At 48.1% G+C, this 19,861-nt stretch carries 19 protein-coding genes; 10 read left to right on the top strand and 9 right to left on the bottom strand.

The genetic code is table 11. The features are described 5' to 3' along the window. The first annotated feature begins 472 nt into the window (after positions 1–472). The 4 genes from EZMO1_RS25180 to EZMO1_RS00845 all read left to right on the top strand — a co-directional run bounded on the left by EZMO1_RS25180 (position 473) and on the right by EZMO1_RS00845 (position 4,241). Positions 473–1,896 (top strand): ISNCY family transposase gene (locus tag EZMO1_RS25180; RefSeq protein WP_244886717.1). Its coding sequence is split into 2 segments (ribosomal slippage): positions 473–917 and positions 917–1,896, totalling 1,425 coding nucleotides; the frame shifts between segments, so codons are not numbered across the junction. 285 nt (positions 1,897–2,181) lie between these two features. Beyond that, positions 2,182–2,649 (top strand): pyridoxamine 5'-phosphate oxidase family protein, encoded by a 468-nt coding sequence (locus tag EZMO1_RS00855; protein ID WP_034879130.1) that lies wholly within the window; start codon positions 2,182–2,184, stop codon positions 2,647–2,649. Positions 2,650–2,942: 293 nt separating this feature from the next. Beyond that, positions 2,943–3,323 carry a DUF2799 domain-containing protein gene (locus EZMO1_RS00850; RefSeq protein WP_034879129.1) on the top strand — a complete coding sequence of 127 codons (381 nt, stop codon included), beginning with the start codon at positions 2,943–2,945 and terminating at the stop codon, positions 3,321–3,323. Between the two features lie 276 nt (positions 3,324–3,599). Next, positions 3,600–4,241 (top strand): TetR/AcrR family transcriptional regulator, encoded by a 642-nt coding sequence (locus EZMO1_RS00845; RefSeq protein WP_051790603.1) that lies wholly within the window; start codon positions 3,600–3,602, stop codon positions 4,239–4,241. Positions 4,242–4,276: 35 nt separating this feature from the next. Here EZMO1_RS00845 and EZMO1_RS00840 read toward each other — a convergent pair whose 3' ends face one another. From EZMO1_RS00840 to EZMO1_RS00820, 5 genes are all read right to left on the bottom strand, one after another. Next, positions 4,277–5,200 carry a bile acid:sodium symporter family protein gene (locus tag EZMO1_RS00840; protein ID WP_051790601.1) on the bottom strand — a complete coding sequence of 308 codons (924 nt, stop codon included), beginning with the start codon at positions 5,198–5,200 and terminating at the stop codon, positions 4,277–4,279. Between the two features lie 169 nt (positions 5,201–5,369). After that, complete coding sequence (locus tag EZMO1_RS00835) at positions 5,370–5,885, bottom strand: RDD family protein (protein WP_236632084.1); 516 nt, start codon at positions 5,883–5,885, stop codon at positions 5,370–5,372. A 65-nt stretch (positions 5,886–5,950) separates the two neighbouring features. Further along, entirely contained in the window at positions 5,951–6,445 is a 495-nt protein-coding gene (locus tag EZMO1_RS00830) for a glutathione peroxidase (RefSeq protein WP_034879287.1), read from the bottom strand. A gap of 100 nt (positions 6,446–6,545) precedes the next feature. Beyond that, the gene (recG, locus tag EZMO1_RS00825; RefSeq protein ID WP_034879128.1) at positions 6,546–8,630 is read right to left on the bottom strand and encodes an ATP-dependent DNA helicase RecG; all 2,085 of its coding nucleotides are present in this window, start codon (positions 8,628–8,630) and stop codon (positions 6,546–6,548) included. Beyond that, positions 8,630–9,544: a hydrogen peroxide-inducible genes activator gene (locus EZMO1_RS00820; RefSeq protein WP_034879127.1), complete on the bottom strand. Its 915-nt coding sequence runs from the start codon at positions 9,542–9,544 to the stop codon at positions 8,630–8,632. Before EZMO1_RS00820 ends, recG begins: the two co-directional genes overlap by 1 nt. Positions 9,545–9,726: 182 nt before the next feature. Here EZMO1_RS00820 and EZMO1_RS00815 point away from each other — a divergent pair, with 182 nt between their 5' ends. The 4 genes from EZMO1_RS00815 to EZMO1_RS00800 all read left to right on the top strand — a co-directional run bounded on the left by EZMO1_RS00815 (position 9,727) and on the right by EZMO1_RS00800 (position 12,500). Further along, entirely contained in the window at positions 9,727–10,020 is a 294-nt protein-coding gene (locus tag EZMO1_RS00815; protein ID WP_034879126.1) for a hypothetical protein, read from the top strand. Between the two features lie 10 nt (positions 10,021–10,030). Next, positions 10,031–10,249, top strand: a complete 219-nt coding sequence (locus tag EZMO1_RS00810; protein WP_145912425.1) for a hypothetical protein — start codon at positions 10,031–10,033, stop codon at positions 10,247–10,249. Positions 10,250–10,319: 70 nt separating this feature from the next. Beyond that, complete coding sequence (locus EZMO1_RS00805; RefSeq protein ID WP_034879124.1) at positions 10,320–11,168, top strand: SDR family oxidoreductase; 849 nt, start codon at positions 10,320–10,322, stop codon at positions 11,166–11,168. A 66-nt stretch (positions 11,169–11,234) separates the two neighbouring features. Then, the gene (locus EZMO1_RS00800; RefSeq protein ID WP_034879123.1) at positions 11,235–12,500 is read left to right on the top strand and encodes a flavin-containing monooxygenase; all 1,266 of its coding nucleotides are present in this window, start codon (positions 11,235–11,237) and stop codon (positions 12,498–12,500) included. 27 nt (positions 12,501–12,527) lie between these two features. Here the strand turns inward: EZMO1_RS00800 and EZMO1_RS00795 are convergent, their stop codons facing one another. The 3 genes from EZMO1_RS00795 to rpoZ all read right to left on the bottom strand — a co-directional run bounded on the left by EZMO1_RS00795 (position 12,528) and on the right by rpoZ (position 15,471). Continuing rightward, a complete protein-coding gene (locus EZMO1_RS00795) occupies positions 12,528–12,914 on the bottom strand; it encodes a RidA family protein (protein ID WP_034879286.1) in 387 nt (128 codons plus the stop codon). Positions 12,915–13,036: 122 nt separating this feature from the next. After that, positions 13,037–15,169: a bifunctional GTP diphosphokinase/guanosine-3',5'-bis pyrophosphate 3'-pyrophosphohydrolase gene (gene spoT, locus EZMO1_RS00790; protein WP_034879121.1), complete on the bottom strand. Its 2,133-nt coding sequence runs from the start codon at positions 15,167–15,169 to the stop codon at positions 13,037–13,039. Positions 15,170–15,219: 50 nt separating this feature from the next. Then, entirely contained in the window at positions 15,220–15,471 is a 252-nt protein-coding gene (gene rpoZ, locus EZMO1_RS00785) for a DNA-directed RNA polymerase subunit omega (RefSeq protein WP_034879120.1), read from the bottom strand. Between the two features lie 513 nt (positions 15,472–15,984). On the opposite strand from rpoZ, the gene EZMO1_RS00780 reads away from it, so the two are divergent. Further along, the gene (locus EZMO1_RS00780; protein ID WP_082212331.1) at positions 15,985–17,766 is read left to right on the top strand and encodes an aminopeptidase P family protein; all 1,782 of its coding nucleotides are present in this window, start codon (positions 15,985–15,987) and stop codon (positions 17,764–17,766) included. A 139-nt stretch (positions 17,767–17,905) separates the two neighbouring features. Next, on the top strand, positions 17,906–19,174 hold the full coding sequence (locus EZMO1_RS00775) for a hypothetical protein (protein ID WP_034879116.1): 1,269 nt from the start codon (positions 17,906–17,908) through the stop codon (positions 19,172–19,174). Between the two features lie 51 nt (positions 19,175–19,225). On the opposite strand, the gene gmk is transcribed toward EZMO1_RS00775, so the two are convergent. After that, positions 19,226–19,843, bottom strand: a complete 618-nt coding sequence (gene gmk / locus EZMO1_RS00770) for a guanylate kinase (protein ID WP_034879285.1) — start codon at positions 19,841–19,843, stop codon at positions 19,226–19,228. Positions 19,844–19,861: the final 18 nt, after the last annotated feature.

The following is a 19,861-nucleotide window of genomic DNA, read 5'->3' as shown; positions in this document are numbered from 1 at the left end:
ATCAGCAAGGCCGCCTATCTTACCGTGGCGACTTTCGTTGTCAAGCGATCATTTTTTTCGTAGAGAAGAAAGATGCTGTCGAACTCGCTAACCGTTCAACGTTTCGTTTGAAGAACATTGAATGTCTTGGTCAGCGGCGGTGCATTCTAGCGAATCCGTTTTTGATGTCAACCTCTTACTCTTTAATAGAGAGTGAAGAAGAAATCAGATTGTGGATTCGTGACTGAAACTTCAGATGGGCTTCGTTGAAGAAGTGCTTTGGAAGTGATGTCCCGATCAGTGGAGGCGTAGTATACGCAGAAATTGATTCGGGTCAACAACCATTTTCCAGTTATGTTGCATTTACTTCACGGGTAGTTAGACGACACTTTATATTTAGTGCCTGTCCGAAAACCCACAAACACTTGAAAACAGCAGCCTGTAGCCCCATATAGTACTCGAAGATTTTCCAAAACAGGCTGTTTCCACATTTATGCGCCAAACCATCAACCCACAAATGCAGTTGGGCGAAGTTGATATCTCCGCCATCACGTTTAATCCCAAGTCCAGAGACGACATTCCCCGTCTGCTTCGGGGGCTGCAACATATCTGGATAACACCTGATCTGCGACACAGGGTTTTTCAGGTGCTTGAGAACATGATTCCTGCCAGTCGGCACAACGGTCGTCCCGGTATGGACCTCTGGAACATTCTGGTTTTCGGCACTCTGCGCCTTGTCACTAATTGTGACTATGACCGCTTGCAAGAGTTGGCTAATGAACATGGGACATTACGGAAAATGCTCGGTCACGGCCCATATTGTACCCATTCCTACCACATACAAACATTGCAGGATAACATCAGCCTCTTCACACCGGAGATACTGGATCAGATTAACCAGGTCACGGTGGATGCAGGTCACCAGCTGGTTAAAAAAAAGATGAGCCGCTACATGGCCGTGCCGATTCCTTCGTAGTCAAAACCGATGTCCATTTCCCCACGGATATCAGCCTTCTGAGCGACGCTTGCCGTAAAAGCATTGAGTTTGCATACGCTCTCTCCAATCAGTACCAGCTTCCGGGCTGGCGTCAGAGCAAATATCTTAAAGACCAGCATCGCAAACGCTACAACAAGGCTCGAAACCTGAAGCATTCCAGCGCAACCTGTGAACTGAAACAACAGCAGCGGCAGCACGACATTGAAATGGCTCACCTTGAGTACATAAAGTACAGCCTTTCAATTGTCCGCAAAGCTGAAACGACCTTGTCCTTGCTGTTGAAAAAACAACCGGATGAGCCAAGGCTGGAAAACCTCAAATACCACATAGCCCACAGCCGTCACCAGATAAACCTGATTTACCGACGGGTGATAGAACATGAGCAGATTCCCCATAATGAGAAGGTGTTCTCAATCTTTGAGCCTCATACAGAATGGATCAGCAAAGGCAAAGCCGGAACTCCGGTTGAACTGGGGTTACGGGTCTGCGTGTTGCAGGATCAGTTCGGTTTTACTTTGCATCATCAGGTCATGCAAAAACAAACAGACGACCAGGTTACAGTACCTATGGCCGAGGCTGCCAAAAAGCGGTTCCCGACATTAAGCCAGGTGAGCTACGACAAAGGCTTCTGGAGTCCGGGCAATCTTGAAAAGCTGGAAGTTCTTCTGGAGCATTCAGTTCTTCCCAAGAAAGGCAGGCTGTCAGCCAATGACAAAAAACGGGAATGCCACCCGGAATTTATCCGGGCAAGAAGGAAGCACTCAGCCGTTGAATCCGATATCAACGCACTGGAAGCGAATGGTCTCGACAAATGCCCGGATAAAGGGATAGAAGGCTTTGAGCGGTATGTCGCACTGGCTGTTGTCGCCAGCAACCTGAAGCGGTTGGGTAAAATTCTGCTGACCAGAGATCGTCAGTAGCCTTTCAGTCAGGCTCCCGTCAGTTTACTTTTGATCATGCCAAGCATGAGAGATTACTGTGCTCGTAGATAGTCGAATCAGGTTGTATTTTGAGCAGCGCAGTACAAAAAACATCCTTTGTTCGTCTGGTAACTGAAATCCAGCCGTTATCAACTTCTGTCGGCCAGGAACGACTGCCATTTTTCAGAGGTTTTCTGACAGGCACTATTTATAGATTGTTCCGTCAACAGCGCTTTATCGGTCTACCTTAAGAAGGCTTGGATAATAGACAAAGAAGGTCGCCCCATGAGCAATAAAACATCCGCATCAGAACTGCTCCGTGAAAATCCATACTGTGTGCTTTCTACCTGTCATGCAAACAGCCCTTGGATTACGCCTCTTTTGTATGCGTATGACGAGCACTGGAACCTGTACTGGATTTCATCCATTAAAAGCCATCACTCAGAATTTCTCAGCAAGAATCCAAATGCAGTCGCTATTGTTTATCAGGAACCTGACTATGGAAGAGAAACATCTGCCTTATATATAGAAGGTACTGTAGAAATTTGTAATGATGCTTCAAGTGTTATGACAGCATTAAAGCATTATTCTGTACGAACAGAGTCGGGCTTTTCAAACGCGCCTGAAGATTACCTGCTGGACAGTCCCTGTCGTTTTTATAAGCTGACGACCCACAAAGCACAGAGTCTGGGTGAAGCCCAGTGGGATAATAATCTGTTGATCGACCGCAGGGTGGAAGTGGAAATTCCCTAGAAGCGTTAGCCAGCTGTTTGACTGATTAGCTGGCTCTGCTTTCTTTACTCCATCCTATCCGCTTTATCATCAAAAGCACATTGTAACCAAGCCTTTCACAAGCTCTCACTATTAGTCAACAACTTAAAAAACCTTCAATTTCAATACACTTTCATACAAAAACGTTTCTACATGATGATTTGGATCAATACCTGAAGGTGTTAGATTTTATTGCATCTTGCGATTATCTATTGGAATTGATACTAAACATGCGAAATTTTGCTATTTCCAATAGACCTCGAGAGAGACTGATAATGAGAATTTTGCCTCTTGCCTTAGCGGCTACTGTTGTATTGGCTGGTTGTTCCAGTTTGCCATCTGCAAAAAGTCTGGCCGAAGCCGGTAACTGGGAGCAGCTGGGTACTCAGGATGGTCAGCAAGGTATTGACCAGCGTCGTCCAGCACAGCTGTCTGAACTTGCTCCAGCAAACAACCAGGCCGTGACTCAGTACCGCGCAGGTTACAGAAACGGTATTCAGGAATTCTGTACTGAAGACAACGCGTTCTCCGCTGGTCTGTCCGGTCGTACTTATAACGGTCAGTGTTCTTTCAGCCCAAATGAAGAAGCGCTCCGTATTAACTGGGAAAACGGTCTGGAAGAATACTACGTTCTGCAGGAAGAAATGGAAGATTGATTTCAGTTCTTCTCGCCTGCTGACTTTGCACTGGAGGCTCCCTGTTTCCAGTGCCCCCCTTTCTCCTTTCTTGCTGTCTCAGCACAACAAACTCTATAACTCAGCTAACTCGGCAAACCGTGGTCTATACCTTTAGAGTTTTTTTTCGCAAAACCACTTTATTTGTCCAGATATACATCTACTTTTATATAACCAAGGTTACATATGTATAGGCGTCTTCGTTTTTACTGACCAGATGTTATGGCTTCTGAATATCAATCTACGGGGATAGATTACATGTCAAAAACGACCGTTAAGCCCAGAAAAACACCAGTACAAACTCGCTCTAAAAAACGTGTTGAATCCATTCTGGAGGTAACAGCTTCTCTGTTGGTCGAAAAAGGTTATGAATCACTGACAGCTGTTGGTATTGCCGAGAAGGCTCAAATCCCGGTTGCTTCGCTTTATCAGTATTACCCTAATAAAGAAGCGGTCATATACGCGCTGTGCGAAAACATGATTAACGATGTCATGCAGAGATTTGACGAATATGAAAATTTTGACTCTCATAAACTGGGCATATGGGAGTTGCTGGAATTGATTGGTGAACAGGAATATGCCAATCCTGCCAATCATAAACTTGAGTTCGAACTGAACAGAGCCATGATTGCCATGCCGCAACTGTCCGAGCTTCATGAATCATTCGACGAGCGCATATCAAGGCGTTTTTCATCCATTCTAAAATACTATGGTTCAAAGTGGAGTATTGATGAATTAGTGAACCTGTCACGTATAGTCTTCAGGATGGGTACCACCTACTTTGAACACATCAATAATAATCGCGAAAACCCAAGCCTTGCAAAGCAGAGCAAAGAGCTGATTATGAAAGCAATGGGTTCCCTGATTCAGGACTGCCTGCACGAACCCGCCACTGCCTGATAAGCAGAGAGGGGGAGTTACATCCCCTCTGTCGTTTAGCCGGCTTTGACTTCAAGAACCGGTTCATCTTTGGTTTTTGCCGTAATACTCTTACGGCTCCAGATATGAGCCAGAGTTAAACCTGAAATAAGGTGCCACATTCCCCACATACCAACGATCTGTAGCATCCCGAACATCTCCGGGTAAAACGTCACAATGATGGCAACACCCAGCACAGAATTTTGTATTCCCACTTCAAAAGTGATTGCGCGCTGATCAGCCACTGGCAAGCCAGTTACTCTGGCACAGAGATAACCCACCAGCATCGCCATGGCATTTTGACCGATCAAAATGCCAGCCAGCATAACCCCAAACAGCTTAATAGACTCCAGATTCTGTGACAAAATCCCCAGCACAACCACCAGTAATACCGTAAAGGTTAAAATCCTGAATGGCTTCTCAGCGCTTGTCGCAAAGCGGGGAAAGCGGTTACCAATATACATGCCGATGATCATGGGAATCGCGAGAATGGTAACGATCAAAAATAAAATATTCGATGCATCTATGGCGATGGACTGAATCATTCCCCGGGTCTGAGGCAATAGACTTCCATAAAAAGCAAAGTTGAACGGAGTCATGGCAATAGCCATGACACTCGATGCAGCCGACATGCTGACAGACACAGCTACATTTCCTCTGGCAAGATAAGTCACCATGTTGGAAATACTGCCACCGGGACAGCAGGCAATCAAAATCATACCTGCTGCGTATTCTGCAGGAATATTAAGAAGATAAGCCGCCAGCGTACTCAGCCCTGGCAAAAGCATGAACTGGGCAACCATTCCAACAGCAGGCGCTTTGGGCTTTTTAATAATGCGGGTAAAGTCATCAACCTTTAGAGAAAGCGCAACACCGAACATCACGCATGCTGAAATAATATTAAGGACTATGACCCCCGTAGTACCCAGGTTAGCTTCCATACAGTCTCTCGTTTTTATCGTTATTTTGTTTGGATTCTAGCAATAGCAACTGCCCAAAAAAAAGACCCGTTGATTGAATCAGCAGGTCTTTACAATAAAAAGGTTTTTTAAATGAAAACCAGGGGTTTAATTAGAAAAAAAGTAGTCCTTTTGAATTAGTTAAAATCGCTTACGTTGAATCCGTTTTCTTTCTTTTAATCACAACCGTACCAGCCAGCTTGTCGTGCCAGCCCTGCTTTCTTTTATCAATTGCAATCCAGAAAAAACCCAGCATAAGAGGAATGGTTGACAAAAAATAGCCGAGGTATCTGATCGCCGATTGCCGAAAGCCCGGAATCTGTCCGGTTCTGGCATCAACCACCTGAACCGATGTCAACATTTTACCAGGCGTTGCACCCCTGTAGCGCCAGAAGAGAATGACAAATACGACAGGAAACAACCAGTTGATCAGAATATCCCAACCACCAAGTACTTTGGTTCCGTCCTGCCACATCTCGTTGCCGTAGATCACCATCATTAAGGGTACTGTTACCAACAGCAAGACGAGCGTATCGACCAGCGTGGCTCCAAAGCGAGTCCAGAAACCAGCATATTCTATTGATTCGGGAAGCTCTGGAGCCTGTTCAGTCATGCTGTCACCATTGCGCTGTCTTTTTTCAAAAGAGTCATTTTTCAAAAGAACCATTTATCAAAAGAGCCGTTTTGTTTTAGTCTTATCGACCTGATCGACCAGTCTATTAAACAGACTGATTAAACGAGTTCTTCTGAGCCAAGTTCCGTCAGAATAGCACTTTCCAGATCTTCAGGTTTGGTGGTGGGTGCATACCGGGCTATCACTTCGCCCCTGCGATTCAAAAGAAACTTGGTAAAATTCCATTTGATCTTTTGAGTTCCCAAAACACCGGGAGCAGCCGCTTTCAAGTCCTGATACAACGGCGCAGTATTGTCCCCATTCACCTCGATTTTCTCAAAAACAGGAAACGTCACACCGTAGTTTTTTTCACAGAAACTGCCAATTTCATTGCTGTTACCAGGCTCCTGATGACCAAACTGATTGCAGGGAAAGCCCAGAATGACCAACCCCTTTTCCCGATACTTTTCGTAAAGACTTTCCAGCCCTTTGTACTGAGGCGTAAAGCCACATTTGCTGGCTGTATTGACAATAAGTACCACTTTGCCGCGATACTCGCTTAATGAATGAGGCTCACCATTCAATAATGGCATGTCATATTTCAGTAAATCCATGATCGTTCCTAATGTATATTTGTTTTTGACTATAGAACAGTATTTCTGAGTGATGATCAACGACTGTACGAAGGTAAGATCTGCGCTGGTCGAGACCAGATCATACATTAGCGTACTGTTCAGCATGACCCAACCAACGGAGAATCAGCGGCTCGGCATTGTGCGGAGCAACTTGCAAAAGTGTTTGTGCGGCAGAACGAACATCCTCCAACAAATCACTGTCTCGCTCCAGCTCGGCCACACGCAGCTGTGCCAGACCGGTTTGCCGTGTTCCAAGTACTTCACCCGGCCCTCTCAACTCAAGGTCTTTCTCGGCAATTACAAAACCATCACTGGAGTCCCGCATCACTTGCAGACGCTCCCGACTCTGCTGTGATAAAGGTGCGTGATACATTAAAAGACAATGGCTGGCTATATTGCCACGCCCGACACGCCCGCGAAGCTGATGCAATTGCGCCAGCCCCAGGCGCTCAGGGTTTTCAATAATCATCAGGCTGGCATTCGGCACATCCACCCCCACTTCAATCACTGTCGTCGCCACCAGCAGATGTAAATGACCAGCTTTAAAAGCCTCCATCACTTCTTGCTTGTCACTGGCTTTCATTCGTCCATGCACCAGACCGATCGATAACTCTGGCAAGGTTTCCCGAAGCTGCTCTGCCGTCACTTCTGCTGCCTGACATTGCAGGGTTTCAGACTCATCAATCAGCGTACAGACCCAGTACGCCTGACGCCCCTCCAGACAAGCTGCACGAAGTCTTTGCATCACCTGTTCACGCCGGTCGTCACCTATAACCACGGTATTTACGGGAGTACGCCCGGGAGGCAGTTCATCGATAATTGAACAGTCAAGATCCGCATAGGCACTCATCGCCAGCGTTCTTGGGATCGGTGTAGCAGTCATAATCAACTGATGAGGCTGCCCACCCTTCCTTTCACCTTTGCTGCGTAGTGCCATTCGCTGATGCACACCAAAACGATGCTGCTCATCAATAATGGCAAGGCCAAGACGCTGATAATCCACATCATCCTGAAACAATGCATGGGTGCCGACCACAACCGATGCTTCGCCGCTGGCTATTTCTTCCAACACTTTTTCGCGTTTTTTACCGGTGGTCTTACCGGACAAATACGCCACCGACACACCCAGCGGTTTTAACCAGTTTTTAAAGTTGCGTTCATGCTGCTCTGCCAGGATTTCCGTCGGAGCCATGATCGCCGCCTGATAACCATTCTCTACCACCTGTAATGCTGCCAGTGCAGCCACCACCGTTTTGCCAGAACCTACATCACCCTGAACCAGTCTAAGCATCGGTTCAGGCTGCATCATGTCCTGACTGATTTCAGCCACCACTCGTTCCTGCGCCCCCGTCAGGCTAAACGACAGCTGTTCACGGAAAGCTTTGGTCAGCTCCTGTTTCGGTGGCATGGGGAAACTGTTCACGGTTCGCACCAATGTGCGAAGCTTTTGCATACTAAGGTTGTGAGCCAACAGCTCCTCGAAAGCGAGTCGCCTTTGAGCAGGGTGCCGGCCTTCGCCCAATAATGCCATTGAGTTGTCGGGAGGAGGGCTGTGCAGCAGTCGCACAGCATCCACCAAAGCACCTAACCGGTATTGCTGCTGAATAACTTCGGGTAGCCAGTCCTGTAAGGCGTCTGGATTATTCAGTTTATCCAGTGCCATATCGCAAAGACTGCGGATACGCTGCTGCGTTAAGCCTTCCGTCGCGGGGTAAACCGGTGTTAGCGTCTCTTCAACATCAAGCTGATTATCTGATTTGATAACCCGATACTCCGGATGGTAAAACTCCAGACCAGAGGCTCCCCGCCGTGGTTCACCAAAGCAACGTACTTCAACACCCGCTTTCAGGTTGTTTTTCTGAGCCGCAGAGAAATGATAAAAACGCAAACCGGCACTGCCTGTGCCATCGCTGATACGACACAACAGGCTACGCCTGCGCCCCATGACTACTTCAGCCCCCAGAACCTTACCCTGCACAACAAAGTCACCGTCCGGCTGAAGCGCACCAATCGGCGTTATCCGGGTGCGATCCTGATAGCGCAGCGGCAGGTGAAACAACAAATCCTGCAAGGTGTGAATATGAATCCTGGCAAGCTTTTCAGCCAAAGCCGCCCCCACACCTTTGAGTGCCGTTACCGGTATCTCGTGCAGAGGCTTACTCATTAATCTTCAATCCTGTTGATGTCAGTGCATTGCTTCAGTGCTGCAGCCAGCACATCAATGGCTTTGGGTCTGGGAAAGCTCGCTCGCCATGCCAGTGCTACCGTTCTTTCCGGTCTGGGTGTGCTGAACGGTTTGGAGGTCAACACGTCCGGTGCATAATAATTATTGCCCAAAGCCGACTCTGGCAGAATACTGATACCCATGCCTGACGCCACCATGTGCCGAATGGTTTCCAGTGAAGTGGCTTCCACACCGGAGCCGTCATCGCCGTCATGCACGCCAAGTACCGGGCAGGCTTCCAGAATCTGATCGCGGAAACAGTGACCTTCCCCCAACAACAACACTTCATCCCTGGACAGCTCGTCTTTATTAATGGCTTCACGCTCTGCCCATGGATGGTGACCCGGCATAAGAATCCTGAAGGCTTCATCATAGATGGGTAATGTTAAGACGTCCGGTTCGGTGAAAGGCAGGGCAATAATAATGGCATCCAGTTCACCCTGTCGTAATTTTCTGCGCAGAACGGCTGTGAAGTTTTCTTCTATATAAAGAGGCATGTCGGATGCCAGTTCTGCCAGTTTTGGCACCAGATGCGGAAACAAGTAAGGACCAATGGTGTAGATGGCTCCTACCCGCAGTGGTGTACTCAGCTGGTCTTTGCCTTCTTTTGCCAGCTCTTTTACCGCATCGGCTTCTTCCAGTACTTTCCTGGCCTGCTGAATAATGCGCTGCCCCATGTCACTCACGCGCACGGCATTGCGTGTGCGTTCAAACAGTTCAATGCCCAGCTCTTTTTCCAGTTTTTTCACCCCGGCACTCAGGGTGGGCTGGCTGACAAAACATTCAGCCGCAGCACGGCCAAAGTGCTGTTCCCGGGCAAGGGCCACAATATATCGCAGTTCAGTCAGAGTCATAGTTAAAACAAGCCGACGATGGAAAAAGTTGCACTGTAAATTTAACCAGTATTATTAACTATATTCCGCGCCGTGTCAGCCTTGAGCCTTTATTTTCATGCTTTTTGTCATTCTGGGAACTGAATCAACACTGCGTAGTCAAAAGAGCGTCTTGAACATGGATACAGTAAAAGGAATTTTAAATGGAACCAGGTCAGTTTAACCCGGGCACTTCTTCAGCTACCGGGTACAGCCCTCAGCTTCAAACAAAAAATAGTGATAACAAACCAAGCGGTGCTGTGAAACAACCAGAGAGCACTCAAAAGTTTATGTCAACAGCAGCGTCTGCCAAAGCCGTAGCAGGCAAAGGCATTGAAAAAAGACGCTCTCAGCGGACAGGGGCCCTGATTCCAAAACCTTATCAAAAGAAAGAACTGCTTCGGTTAGCCTTTACTTCAAATCATCCTGACACACAATCTGCCATTGAAAACTGTTAGTGGCATGGATATGTCTGTTGATGACTTAAAAGCAGTACAGGCAATTTTCGGCTTAAAGCCTGAAGATGTGCCTGATCAGTTTGGTGTTCAAGGATTAGCTTATAATACGTTTGAAATGATGAAATCGCTTATCGTTACAAACCCAATGCACTATGCCGCAAAAGTTGATGAGGTCATTTCATTCTTTGAGCGTAGAGTTACCAGCCATGCAGCGACAACCTATGTATAAAGGTTGTCAGTACTGCTCTGATGTAGTTGACTGAGGGGCATTGCCCCTTTAGTCACGGTTGAGAACAACAATGGACAAGCCAAACATTCTTATCGCAGGTTGTGGAGATGTTGGATGCGAACTGGCCCGGCAACTGCTGAACACAAACCAGTTTCATGTCTGGGGTCTCCGCCGCTCAATCGATCAACTGCCTGAAGGCATTCGGCCTGTTCAGGGCAATCTGGCTGATCCGGACGCACTTGGAATTTGGCCAAACCGGATAGATTATGTTTTTTATACGGCAGCTGCCGATGGCCATTCACCCGAACTTTACCAGCTGGCTTACGTCACTGGTCTTATGAATGTCATCCATCATCTGAAAAAGAAAAACATTCAGCCCAAACACCTGTTCTTTACTTCCAGCACCAGTGTCTATCACCAGAATCAAGGAGAGTGGGTGGATGAAGACTCAGACTGCAAACCTCAAACGTTTTCCGGACAAACATTGTTGAAGGCCGAGGACGTGTTGCTATCCAGCGGTTTCCCAACGACATCAGTTCGCTTTGCCGGTATCTACGGTCCGGGCAGAAACCGGCTGATCAGCCGGGTGCTTGAAGGAAAGGGCTGTGCAAAAGCACCTGCTATTTACAGCAACCGCATTCATCGGGACGATTGCGCCGGCATTCTTAAACACCTGATGCAGATGAGTATTAACGGACAAAAACCTGACTCCATTTATATCGGTGTTGACCATCAGCCAACATCCATGCACGACGTTCTGCACTGGATTGCCAGTCAGTACCATATTGAGCTGGACGATCATCATCCTGCTCCCCCCCGATCCAGTAAACGCTGCAGTAACCGCAAAATTCTCGATACAGGCTATGTCTTTAAATACCCTGACTATAAAACCGGCTACCTCAAACCAGAAAAAGATTAGAGGTCAGAACAAATCAGCTTGATTACTGTCTATTCTATCTATAGTCAAATCAGGCAGGAAACAAGAATGTCCGCTTATAAACAAGTGGCTATCATTGGGGCGGGACCAGCCGGACTGATTACCGGAAGTATCCTCAAAAAGGCAGGCTTCTCCATTTCACTCTATGAACAACGTGAATGTCTGGGCGGTACCTGGGCCATCCAGCCTTTATCCACGCTGGTTGATATCCGAGACGGGGTTTCCGGTATTTATTCCCCCATCTATTCCTCTTTGCGATGCAATGTACCAAAGCAAATCATGGAACTGCCCGATTTTCCCTTTCCTGATGACTACCCCTGTTATCCCCGTCACAATCAGGTATTTTCACACCTGCAACGCTTTGCAGAGCATAATGACCTTCTGAGGCACATTCGATTCAATCATCGCTTTCTCGCGCTTGAGGCCAACTCCCAGCCTGAACGCTGGCAAGTTCAAACCAGCCAGAGCCTCAGTGAATTTGATGCGGTTATATTTTGTAATAGTCGCTACCATTACCCAACGTATCCAGACCTTGAAGCCTTCATGCCTTTTACCGGTCGGCTTGAGCACAGCTTCAGCTACCGGGAGCCTGAGGCCTATCTGAACCAACGGGTCGCCCTGATGGGTACAGGTTCCTCTGGTGAAGATTTGAGTAGAGAGATCAGCCACTGTGCCAGCCGGGTTTACCTTTGTGCCCATTCTGGCAGTCGGGAACTGCATAAGCCCGTCGAGGGGGCTTACGGGGCACATAACAACTTGACCCGGCAAAGTGCTATTGTCGCCTGTGATGGTCGAACCGTGATTCTGGAGAATGGTAAAAAACTGCGGGATATTGATGTTCTGATTCTATGCACAGGCTATCAGCCAGACCCTGTTTTCAGGCAAGCCCTGCCAAGTATTGGCTTATCCGGCGATAAAAACAATTTGGCTCCACTTTACCTGAACCTGTTTCATCCCCGATACCCTGAACTAGCGGTAACAGGCATGGAATTGGCCAGCGCGCCTTTTATCCTGTATCACTGTCAGGCTAAAGTGATTGCTGGCTATTTGCAGGGGAAAATACTATTGCCTAATGCAATACAACGTCAATTTGCGGCGGAACATTTAGAGCTGCAAAGTTCAGGGCGAGTGAGCTTTTCCATTCGCCAAAGAAGAAGCATTGCACAACTGGGTCATCTGGCAAAACTGGCAGGCATCAAATCACCGGCAAAGATGGTTGATTCAACCCTTTCCATCAACAATAAACAGCGACTGAGATATCCGGATGACTATCGGGATTTGCCATGGGAAGGAGGAGAACAGAGCTTCCAGTGAAGCTCTGTTTCAAGACAATACTGTCGATTACTTAAGCTCCAGAACAGCATCCACTTCAACCGGTACACCTTTTGGCAGTTCTTTTACGCCGATAGCCGCACGTGCAGGGTAGGGCTGTTCGAAGAACTCGGCCATCACTTCATTGACAGAAGCGAAGTTGCTCAGGTCGGTCAGGAAGATATTCACTTTAGCGGCATCTTCCAGAGTGCCACCTGCTGCTTCGGCAATGGCTTTAAGGTTGGTGAAACAACGACGGGTCAGGTCTTTAAAGTCGCCTTCCTGAACGTCCATAGTTTCAGGTACCAGAGGGATCTGACCGGAAATATAAACAGTGGTTCCGGACTTAACTGCCTGAGAGTAGGTACCAATGGCCTTTGGAGCTCTTTCAGTATTAATGATCTGTCGGTTACTCATATCTTCCACCTTCCAAAAAGTTTGATAGTAGGGAAGACCCTGCATATTGCAAGTGGATTTGAAGGCGATCATGAGCCAGATCAAGAGAATCAAAAACCCTGCCAGATAACAGGGTCTGTTGCTTAAGACTCTCTGCGACGGGTGATGGAGTGAACCCCTTTAATCACACGCAGTCGTTTAATAATACGGGCAAGATGAACACGGTCTTTAACGTTGACCAAAAGCTGTACCATACAGAAGCTGGCGTCACGTTCTTCCATGCTGATCTTTTCAATATTGCCTTCTACCGCCGTAATACTGGTTGCCAGAGAAGCAATCATGCCGCGGTGGTGTTCCAGCTCAACCTGAAGATCCACGGTGAACTCACCGGACACATTCTTATCCCAATCGACTTCCAGAACCTTTTCAGGGTTGTGGCGAATTTCTGCAATGTTCTTACAGCTGTCGGTGTGGATAACAATACCGCGACCCGAGCTGACATGTCCCACCACCGGATCACCCGGAATAGGGTGGCAGCACTTGGCAAAGCTGATCACCATGCCTTCGGTACCGCGAATGGTCAGGGATTGTTCAATATCTTCTACATCCAGAGCCGTCTTGTCTTCAACGTCAGACTCCTGAGGCTCCACCAGCATACGGGCAACAATGTACGCCATGCGGTTTCCCAGACCGATGTCTTCAAGCAGTTCATCCAGAGAACTCAGTTTAAAGTTCTCCAACTGCTGCTGCAGTATGCACTGATCCAATCGGTCAACCCGGGTGTCAAAGCTGACCAGCGCCTTGTTCAACAGGCGACGACCCAGGGCAATGGATTCATTGCGACGCTGATGTTTGAGGAAGTGACGAATATTGGAACGAGCCTTACCGGTCAGAACAAAGTTCAGCCAGGCAACATTTGGGCTGGCACCTTCGGCTGTGACAATCTCTACCGTCTGTCCACTTTGCAAAGGCTGACTGAGTGACGCCAGTCGTTTATCAATACGACAGGCGACGCAGGTATTACCAACATCCGTATGAACGGCATAGGCAAAATCAACCGCTGTCGCACCTTTCGGTAATTCGAGAATAGCGCCTCGTGGTGTGAAGACGTAAACCTCGTCGGGGAACAGATCGATTTTGACGTTCTCGATAAATTCCAGCGAATCACCGGCATTTTTCTGCAGTTCCAGTACACCTTTCAACCACTGTCGTGTACGGGCATGACTGCCTGACAATGCTTCGTCACCTGACTTATAGAGCCAGTGCGCAGCAATGCCGTTATTGGCCATGTCTTCCATTTCCTGTGTGCGAATCTGGATTTCCACAGGAACACCGTGCATACCGAACAGTGTGGTGTGCAGGGATTGGTAACCGTTGGCTTTGGGAATGGCGATGTAATCTTTGAAGCGACCGGGGATGGGTTTGTAGAGGTTATGGACAATGCCGAAGGCGCGGTAACAGCTGTCAACGCTATCGACAATGATGCGGAAGGCGAACATGTCCATGATTTCAGCAAAGGACTTGCTCTGGCTGCGCATCTTTTTATAAATACTATAAAGATGCTTCTCCCGGCCAACCACTCTGCCTTTAAGGCCTTCTTCTTCCAGTCGGGCAGCAATGGCTTTTTGTACTTTGCCCACCAGATCCCTGCGATTGCCCCGGGCCTTTTTCACCGCCTGACGAATCATGCGTGAACGCATGGGGTGCATGGCTTCAAATCCGAGATCTTCCAGTTCGATCCGCAGGTTGTGCATGCCAAGACGGTTGGCGATGGGGACATAAATATCGAGGGTTTCACGGGCAATTCTGCGACGCTTGTCCGGTCGCAGAACTCCGAGCGTTCGCATATTGTGCAAACGGTCTGAAAGCTTGACGAGAATAACCCGGATATCCTTGGCCATGGCCAGTGCCATTTTCTGGAAATTTTCGGCCTGGGCCAGGGTTTTGTTCTCGAAGTGCATGTGGGTCAGTTTGCTGACCCCGTCAACCAGTTCGGCCACTATTTCACCAAACTGTTGGACAATGGCACTTTTTTCAATGCCGGTATCCTCGATGACATCGTGCAACATGGCAGCCATCAAACTGTGATGGTCCATGTGCATGTCGGCCAGAATGGCTGCCACTTCCAGAGGATGGGTGATGTATGGCTCACCACTGCGTCGTATCTGCCCGTCGTGGGCCTGTTCGGCGTAATAGTAAGCCCTGCGAACAAGATTAATCTGTTCAGGGGTCAGGTAGGACTTCAAGCGGCCGGCAAACTCATCGATAGTCAGCAAAGCCCGCTCCTCCTGTGCAGCATTCCGGACATCAGAGGCTTTCCCGACTGTTAGCTTTCTACACCAGCCAGAAACATAGCTGCATCGTCTTCATCAACAATACGTTCATCAACATTGCTTGCAGTTACCAGACCTTCAGCAACTTCGCGCAGGGCCATTACGGTTGGCTTGTCATTTTCCCATTCCAGCTTTGGGTCCTTGCCACCAATAGACAGCTGGCGGGCGCGCTTGGAAGCAACCATAACCAGTTCAAAACGGTTATCAACGTTTTCCAGGCAGTCTTCTACGGTTACTCGAGCCACTAATTCACCTCTCGTTATTCAGAATAAACGGTTTTCTTTGCTATGGCTGCTTGAGTGAACGAGCTGCCAGTTACGACGTGATATATTTTTGCCGACATTAGAGTCTACTTTACGACCTGTTTTCAAACAAGCCTGAGCGAACTTTCAAATGAAATGATTCAACCAGTTATATCAATGCCACCTTCTAAATATGACCATGAGCAAGTCATTCTGGATTGCGGGACAAGGCGGAACGACAGCAATAGCGAGCTATTGCGAGGAGTTCCAACGCAGCTCCCGCGGTTCAGAATGGCTGCGCAATTCATGTTTAGAAGGCGGGATTGGTATTAATCATTAATTCACCGAAAATACGCTGCCTGCCCATTCTATTTTCGTCACGTCTTTAATTTACCACAGAGGCAAATTATACCGCAGTTTCATTTCCAGAATGCACCGCCGATGGTATTTCCGGCAAATTAAGGGTTATAGTCCGGATAATTGATTCAGACTGATGTCATTTGGAGTGAATAAGCAATGATGAGCACGCCAGAAAAGCTCTCGGCTCTGAGAGCCGCCATGGAGGCCAGCCATATTGACGCCTGGATTATCCCCAGTTCGGACCCTCACGAAAGTGAATACAGCTCCGATCACTGGGCAGGCAGGGAATGGCTGTCCGGTTTTACCGGATCAGCAGGAACCGTGGTCGTTCTGAAAGACAAAGCAGCGCTGTGGACTGACGGTCGTTATTTTCTGCAGGCCAGTCAGGAGCTGGAAAACTCGGGCATAGAGCTGATGCGTGATGGCATGCCTGAAGTACCGGCCATTCCGGACTGGCTGACAAGCTCATTATCCAAAGGCAGTGTGGTTGGCTTCGACGGTAAAGTCATGAATCATCATCAGACAGAAAAATTACTGGCTGCCTTTACCGACAAAGCTATAACCATTGAGGTTGAAAAAGACCTTCTGAACTCAGTCTGGACGGACCGCCCGGCCATGCCTGCCACTTCCGTCTTCCTACACGACGACAGCATTGCCGGTAAAACCCGCGAAGAAAAAATGGCAGAAGTGCGTCAGGGTATGGCTAAGAAAGGTGCCAGCCACCTGCTGATCACCATGCTGGACGATATTGCCTGGCTGTTGAACCTTCGTGCCAGTGACATTGAATGCAACCCGGTGTTTCTGTCTTATATCCTCCTGACCGACACTCAGGTAAAACTCTACGTCAATAACAGCCGCATTGAAGCAGACGCACTGCAGGCACTGAAAGCATCTGGCATTGAACTGCTGCCGTATGATGCCATTGCTGATGATATTCGCAGTCTGGACAGTGATACCCGTTTATTGATGAACCCGGCGTCCACTAACCAATGGTTGGTGAATGCCCTGCCGGAATCGGTGAAAGTCATTAAAGGTGCCAGCCCGACCCTGCTGCTGAAAGCCATCAAAAATGATGTCGAAATTGAGCGTATGGGCGATTGTCACCGTCGCGATGGTGCTGCAATGGTGCGCTTTATGCGCTGGCTGGAAAACAATATTCCCGGCGGCAATGTCACCGAGCTATCGCTGGATGAATTTCTACAGTCCAGCCGGGCACAGGCACCCGAGTTTAAAGGGCCCAGTTTCCCGACGATTGCCGGTTACGCTTCCAACGGTGCCATCATCCACTACCGTGCCGATGAGCAGTCCAGCCTGAATGTGGAGCCAAAAGGTCTGCTGCTGGTTGATTCCGGCGCACAATACCCGGACGGTACCACAGACATTACCCGCACCTTTGCCTGCGGCCCGATGACTGAAGAAGAACAGAAGGACTACACGCTGGTTCTGAAGGCTCATATCAATCTGGCAAAAGCCCGCTTCCTGAAAGGCACCCGTGGCATGCAGCTGGACATGCTGGCTCGTCAGCCAGTCTGGGAAGCCGGACAAAACTACAACCACGGAACCGGTCACGGCATTGGTTATTTCCTGAATGTTCATGAAGGGCCTCACAGTGTCAGCCCTAAATGGATTGACCAGCCTTTGCAGGTGGGCATGCTGCTGACCAATGAACCCGGCATGTACCGCAATGGCAAACACGGTGTTCGCATTGAAAATATTATGCGGGTAGCTGAAGACATCACCACCGAGTTTGGTGAATTCTACAAACTGGTGCCCATGACTCTGGCACCGATGGATACGCGTCCTATTGTTCGGGAGATGCTGACCCAGTCTGAAATTGACTGGTTAAACGGATATCACAGTAAAGTACGAGAAGAACTGTCACCACTGCTCAGTGGTGATGACCTTGACTGGTTAAACAAAGCAACACAAACGTTCTGACCATTAAACTGCCCGGCTTTCTCTGTTGGAAACCGGGCAGGCTTAAAACTCTTCCAAACAACTCTGCACAACGCCTGTTTACGCCTATCTTGAAAAGCTCCGCTTGTTTAAGCCAAAAATAATTAGAGTTGGATAGAGCATGCAATATAAAAACCATTTCTTTATCTCGGCATTGACGTTGTTGACTCCTTTAGTACATGCATTTCCTCTGGGCAAAACAGCTGGCTTGGAAGCGGATACCAGCAGCTACTGTGAACAGGTAGATACCGAAACAGGAGAAACCTCACTCAGATGTCACAGCAGTACAACCGAGGAAGTGAAAGAGCACACACTCATTCTTAAACACCAGAAAAAGCCTGACAAACCTTCCAACCCTGTGTGTGAAATTATAGAGAGTGAAAACGAACGAATTCTGGTCAAGACAAAAGGCAACTACAGCTGGAAGGCCGTCATTGGTTGCGTTAAAGGTCAAATGAATGGTGATTCCCAGTACATTCCCTATTCAGCTTCTCACAACCCGGACTGGTCAATAAGACGGTCGCTCATTTACCCAATAAACAGCTTTGTTACTGCCGGGCTTGCCCAGCATCCTCTGCACTACGTTCCTGAATACCACCGCTTAGAAAAAAGAACGGATCAGTTATCAAAATGCCACCATATTGATCAGAACGACAATTGTCTTTTAGATCAATCGACGACTATTCCAGCTATTTATATGTGGCTAAAAAAGCTGCCCTCTAACGCGGTCGTTCACACAAAGGTCTTTTTTTCAGGCAATGGTCAATCGATTGAAGCTGCCATTCAGTCATATCTGAACCTGCTTCCACAGACTTCGACCTACACTTACGGTGTGTATTTATCTATCGTGCCACAACCTTCTGAAACGAGCGTTTTTATCACTGCCTCACACCCCGGCATCTCACTGGGATCGACCGTGATTTTACCAGGCGATGAAAACATGATGTTCGAGTACCGGTATCAGGATCAGAACTTCAATCAATACCAGTATATGTATTTGCCTGGTTATCTTGCAGGATCAAAACAAAGGGAACGCTGGTATCTGGACATGCATAACGGCAAAGGCACTGTTCCTAAGCTGGGTAAACGATCAACCGGATCACTGGAAGGCCATCTTTTTTATGAAGGTAATGCCAATACTAGCCAGATTACTTATGAGCGAGTAACGGTTTCTGCCGAACAACTTCAACCAACATTACAACAATTAATCGACAGAACGGATGATAACGAGTTTTTTTGTATGAAAACCGCATTTTACGGTCTGCGTGCCACGGCACATGATAATGATGAAAATCACGTTCTGGAGGTTATTACAAAAAAAGAGGTCACGACTGAGGAAAGGAAATGCTTGAAAAAAGCCATGTCGTCGCTTGTTCAACAGCAGGATTGATTGAAAAACCTCCCTGCAAATAGATACAGGGAGATTTGAGAGTAACAGGGCTTAATTCAGCAAACCTTTAATCAGGTCAGCCTTGTAGTGCTGCATCCATCCAATCGCCAGACGACGACTGCGAATAATGGTTTGCAGATCACGCAGCGCCAGGTCGAATTCGTCATTGATTACCAGATAATCAAATTCACCGTAGTGCGACATTTCACTCACGGCCTGCGCCATACGACGATCAATAATTTCCATGTCATCGGTAGCGCGACCGATCAGGCGCTCACGCAATGCTTCCAGAGAAGGCGGCAGAATAAAAATACTCACTGCGTCAGGCATCAGGCGGCGCACCTGCTTGGCACCCTGCCAGTCGATTTCCAGAATAACATCTTCACCCTGAGCCAGCTGTTCACGCACCCAGGTTTCAGAAGTGCCGTAGTAATTTCCAAACACTTCGGCATGTTCCAGAAAAAGGCCTTCGCCCAGTTCTTTCTGAAATGCTTCTGTAGAGACAAAGTGATAGTTCACACCATCCACCTCACCCGGACGCTGCGCGCGGGTGGTATGGGATACCGACACTTTAACGTGCGGCGTAGACTCTACCATTGCCTTAACCAGACTGGTTTTTCCCGCACCGGAAGGTGCCGCAATGATATAGAGTTTGCCTTTATTAGCCATGATTGCTCCAAAAGCCGG

The sequence above is a fragment of the Endozoicomonas montiporae CL-33 genome, assembly GCF_001583435.1.
GTDB classification, from domain to species: Bacteria; Pseudomonadota; Gammaproteobacteria; order Pseudomonadales; family Endozoicomonadaceae; genus Endozoicomonas_A; species Endozoicomonas_A montiporae.
This window is presented reverse-complemented; position numbering and strand designations above follow the sequence as displayed.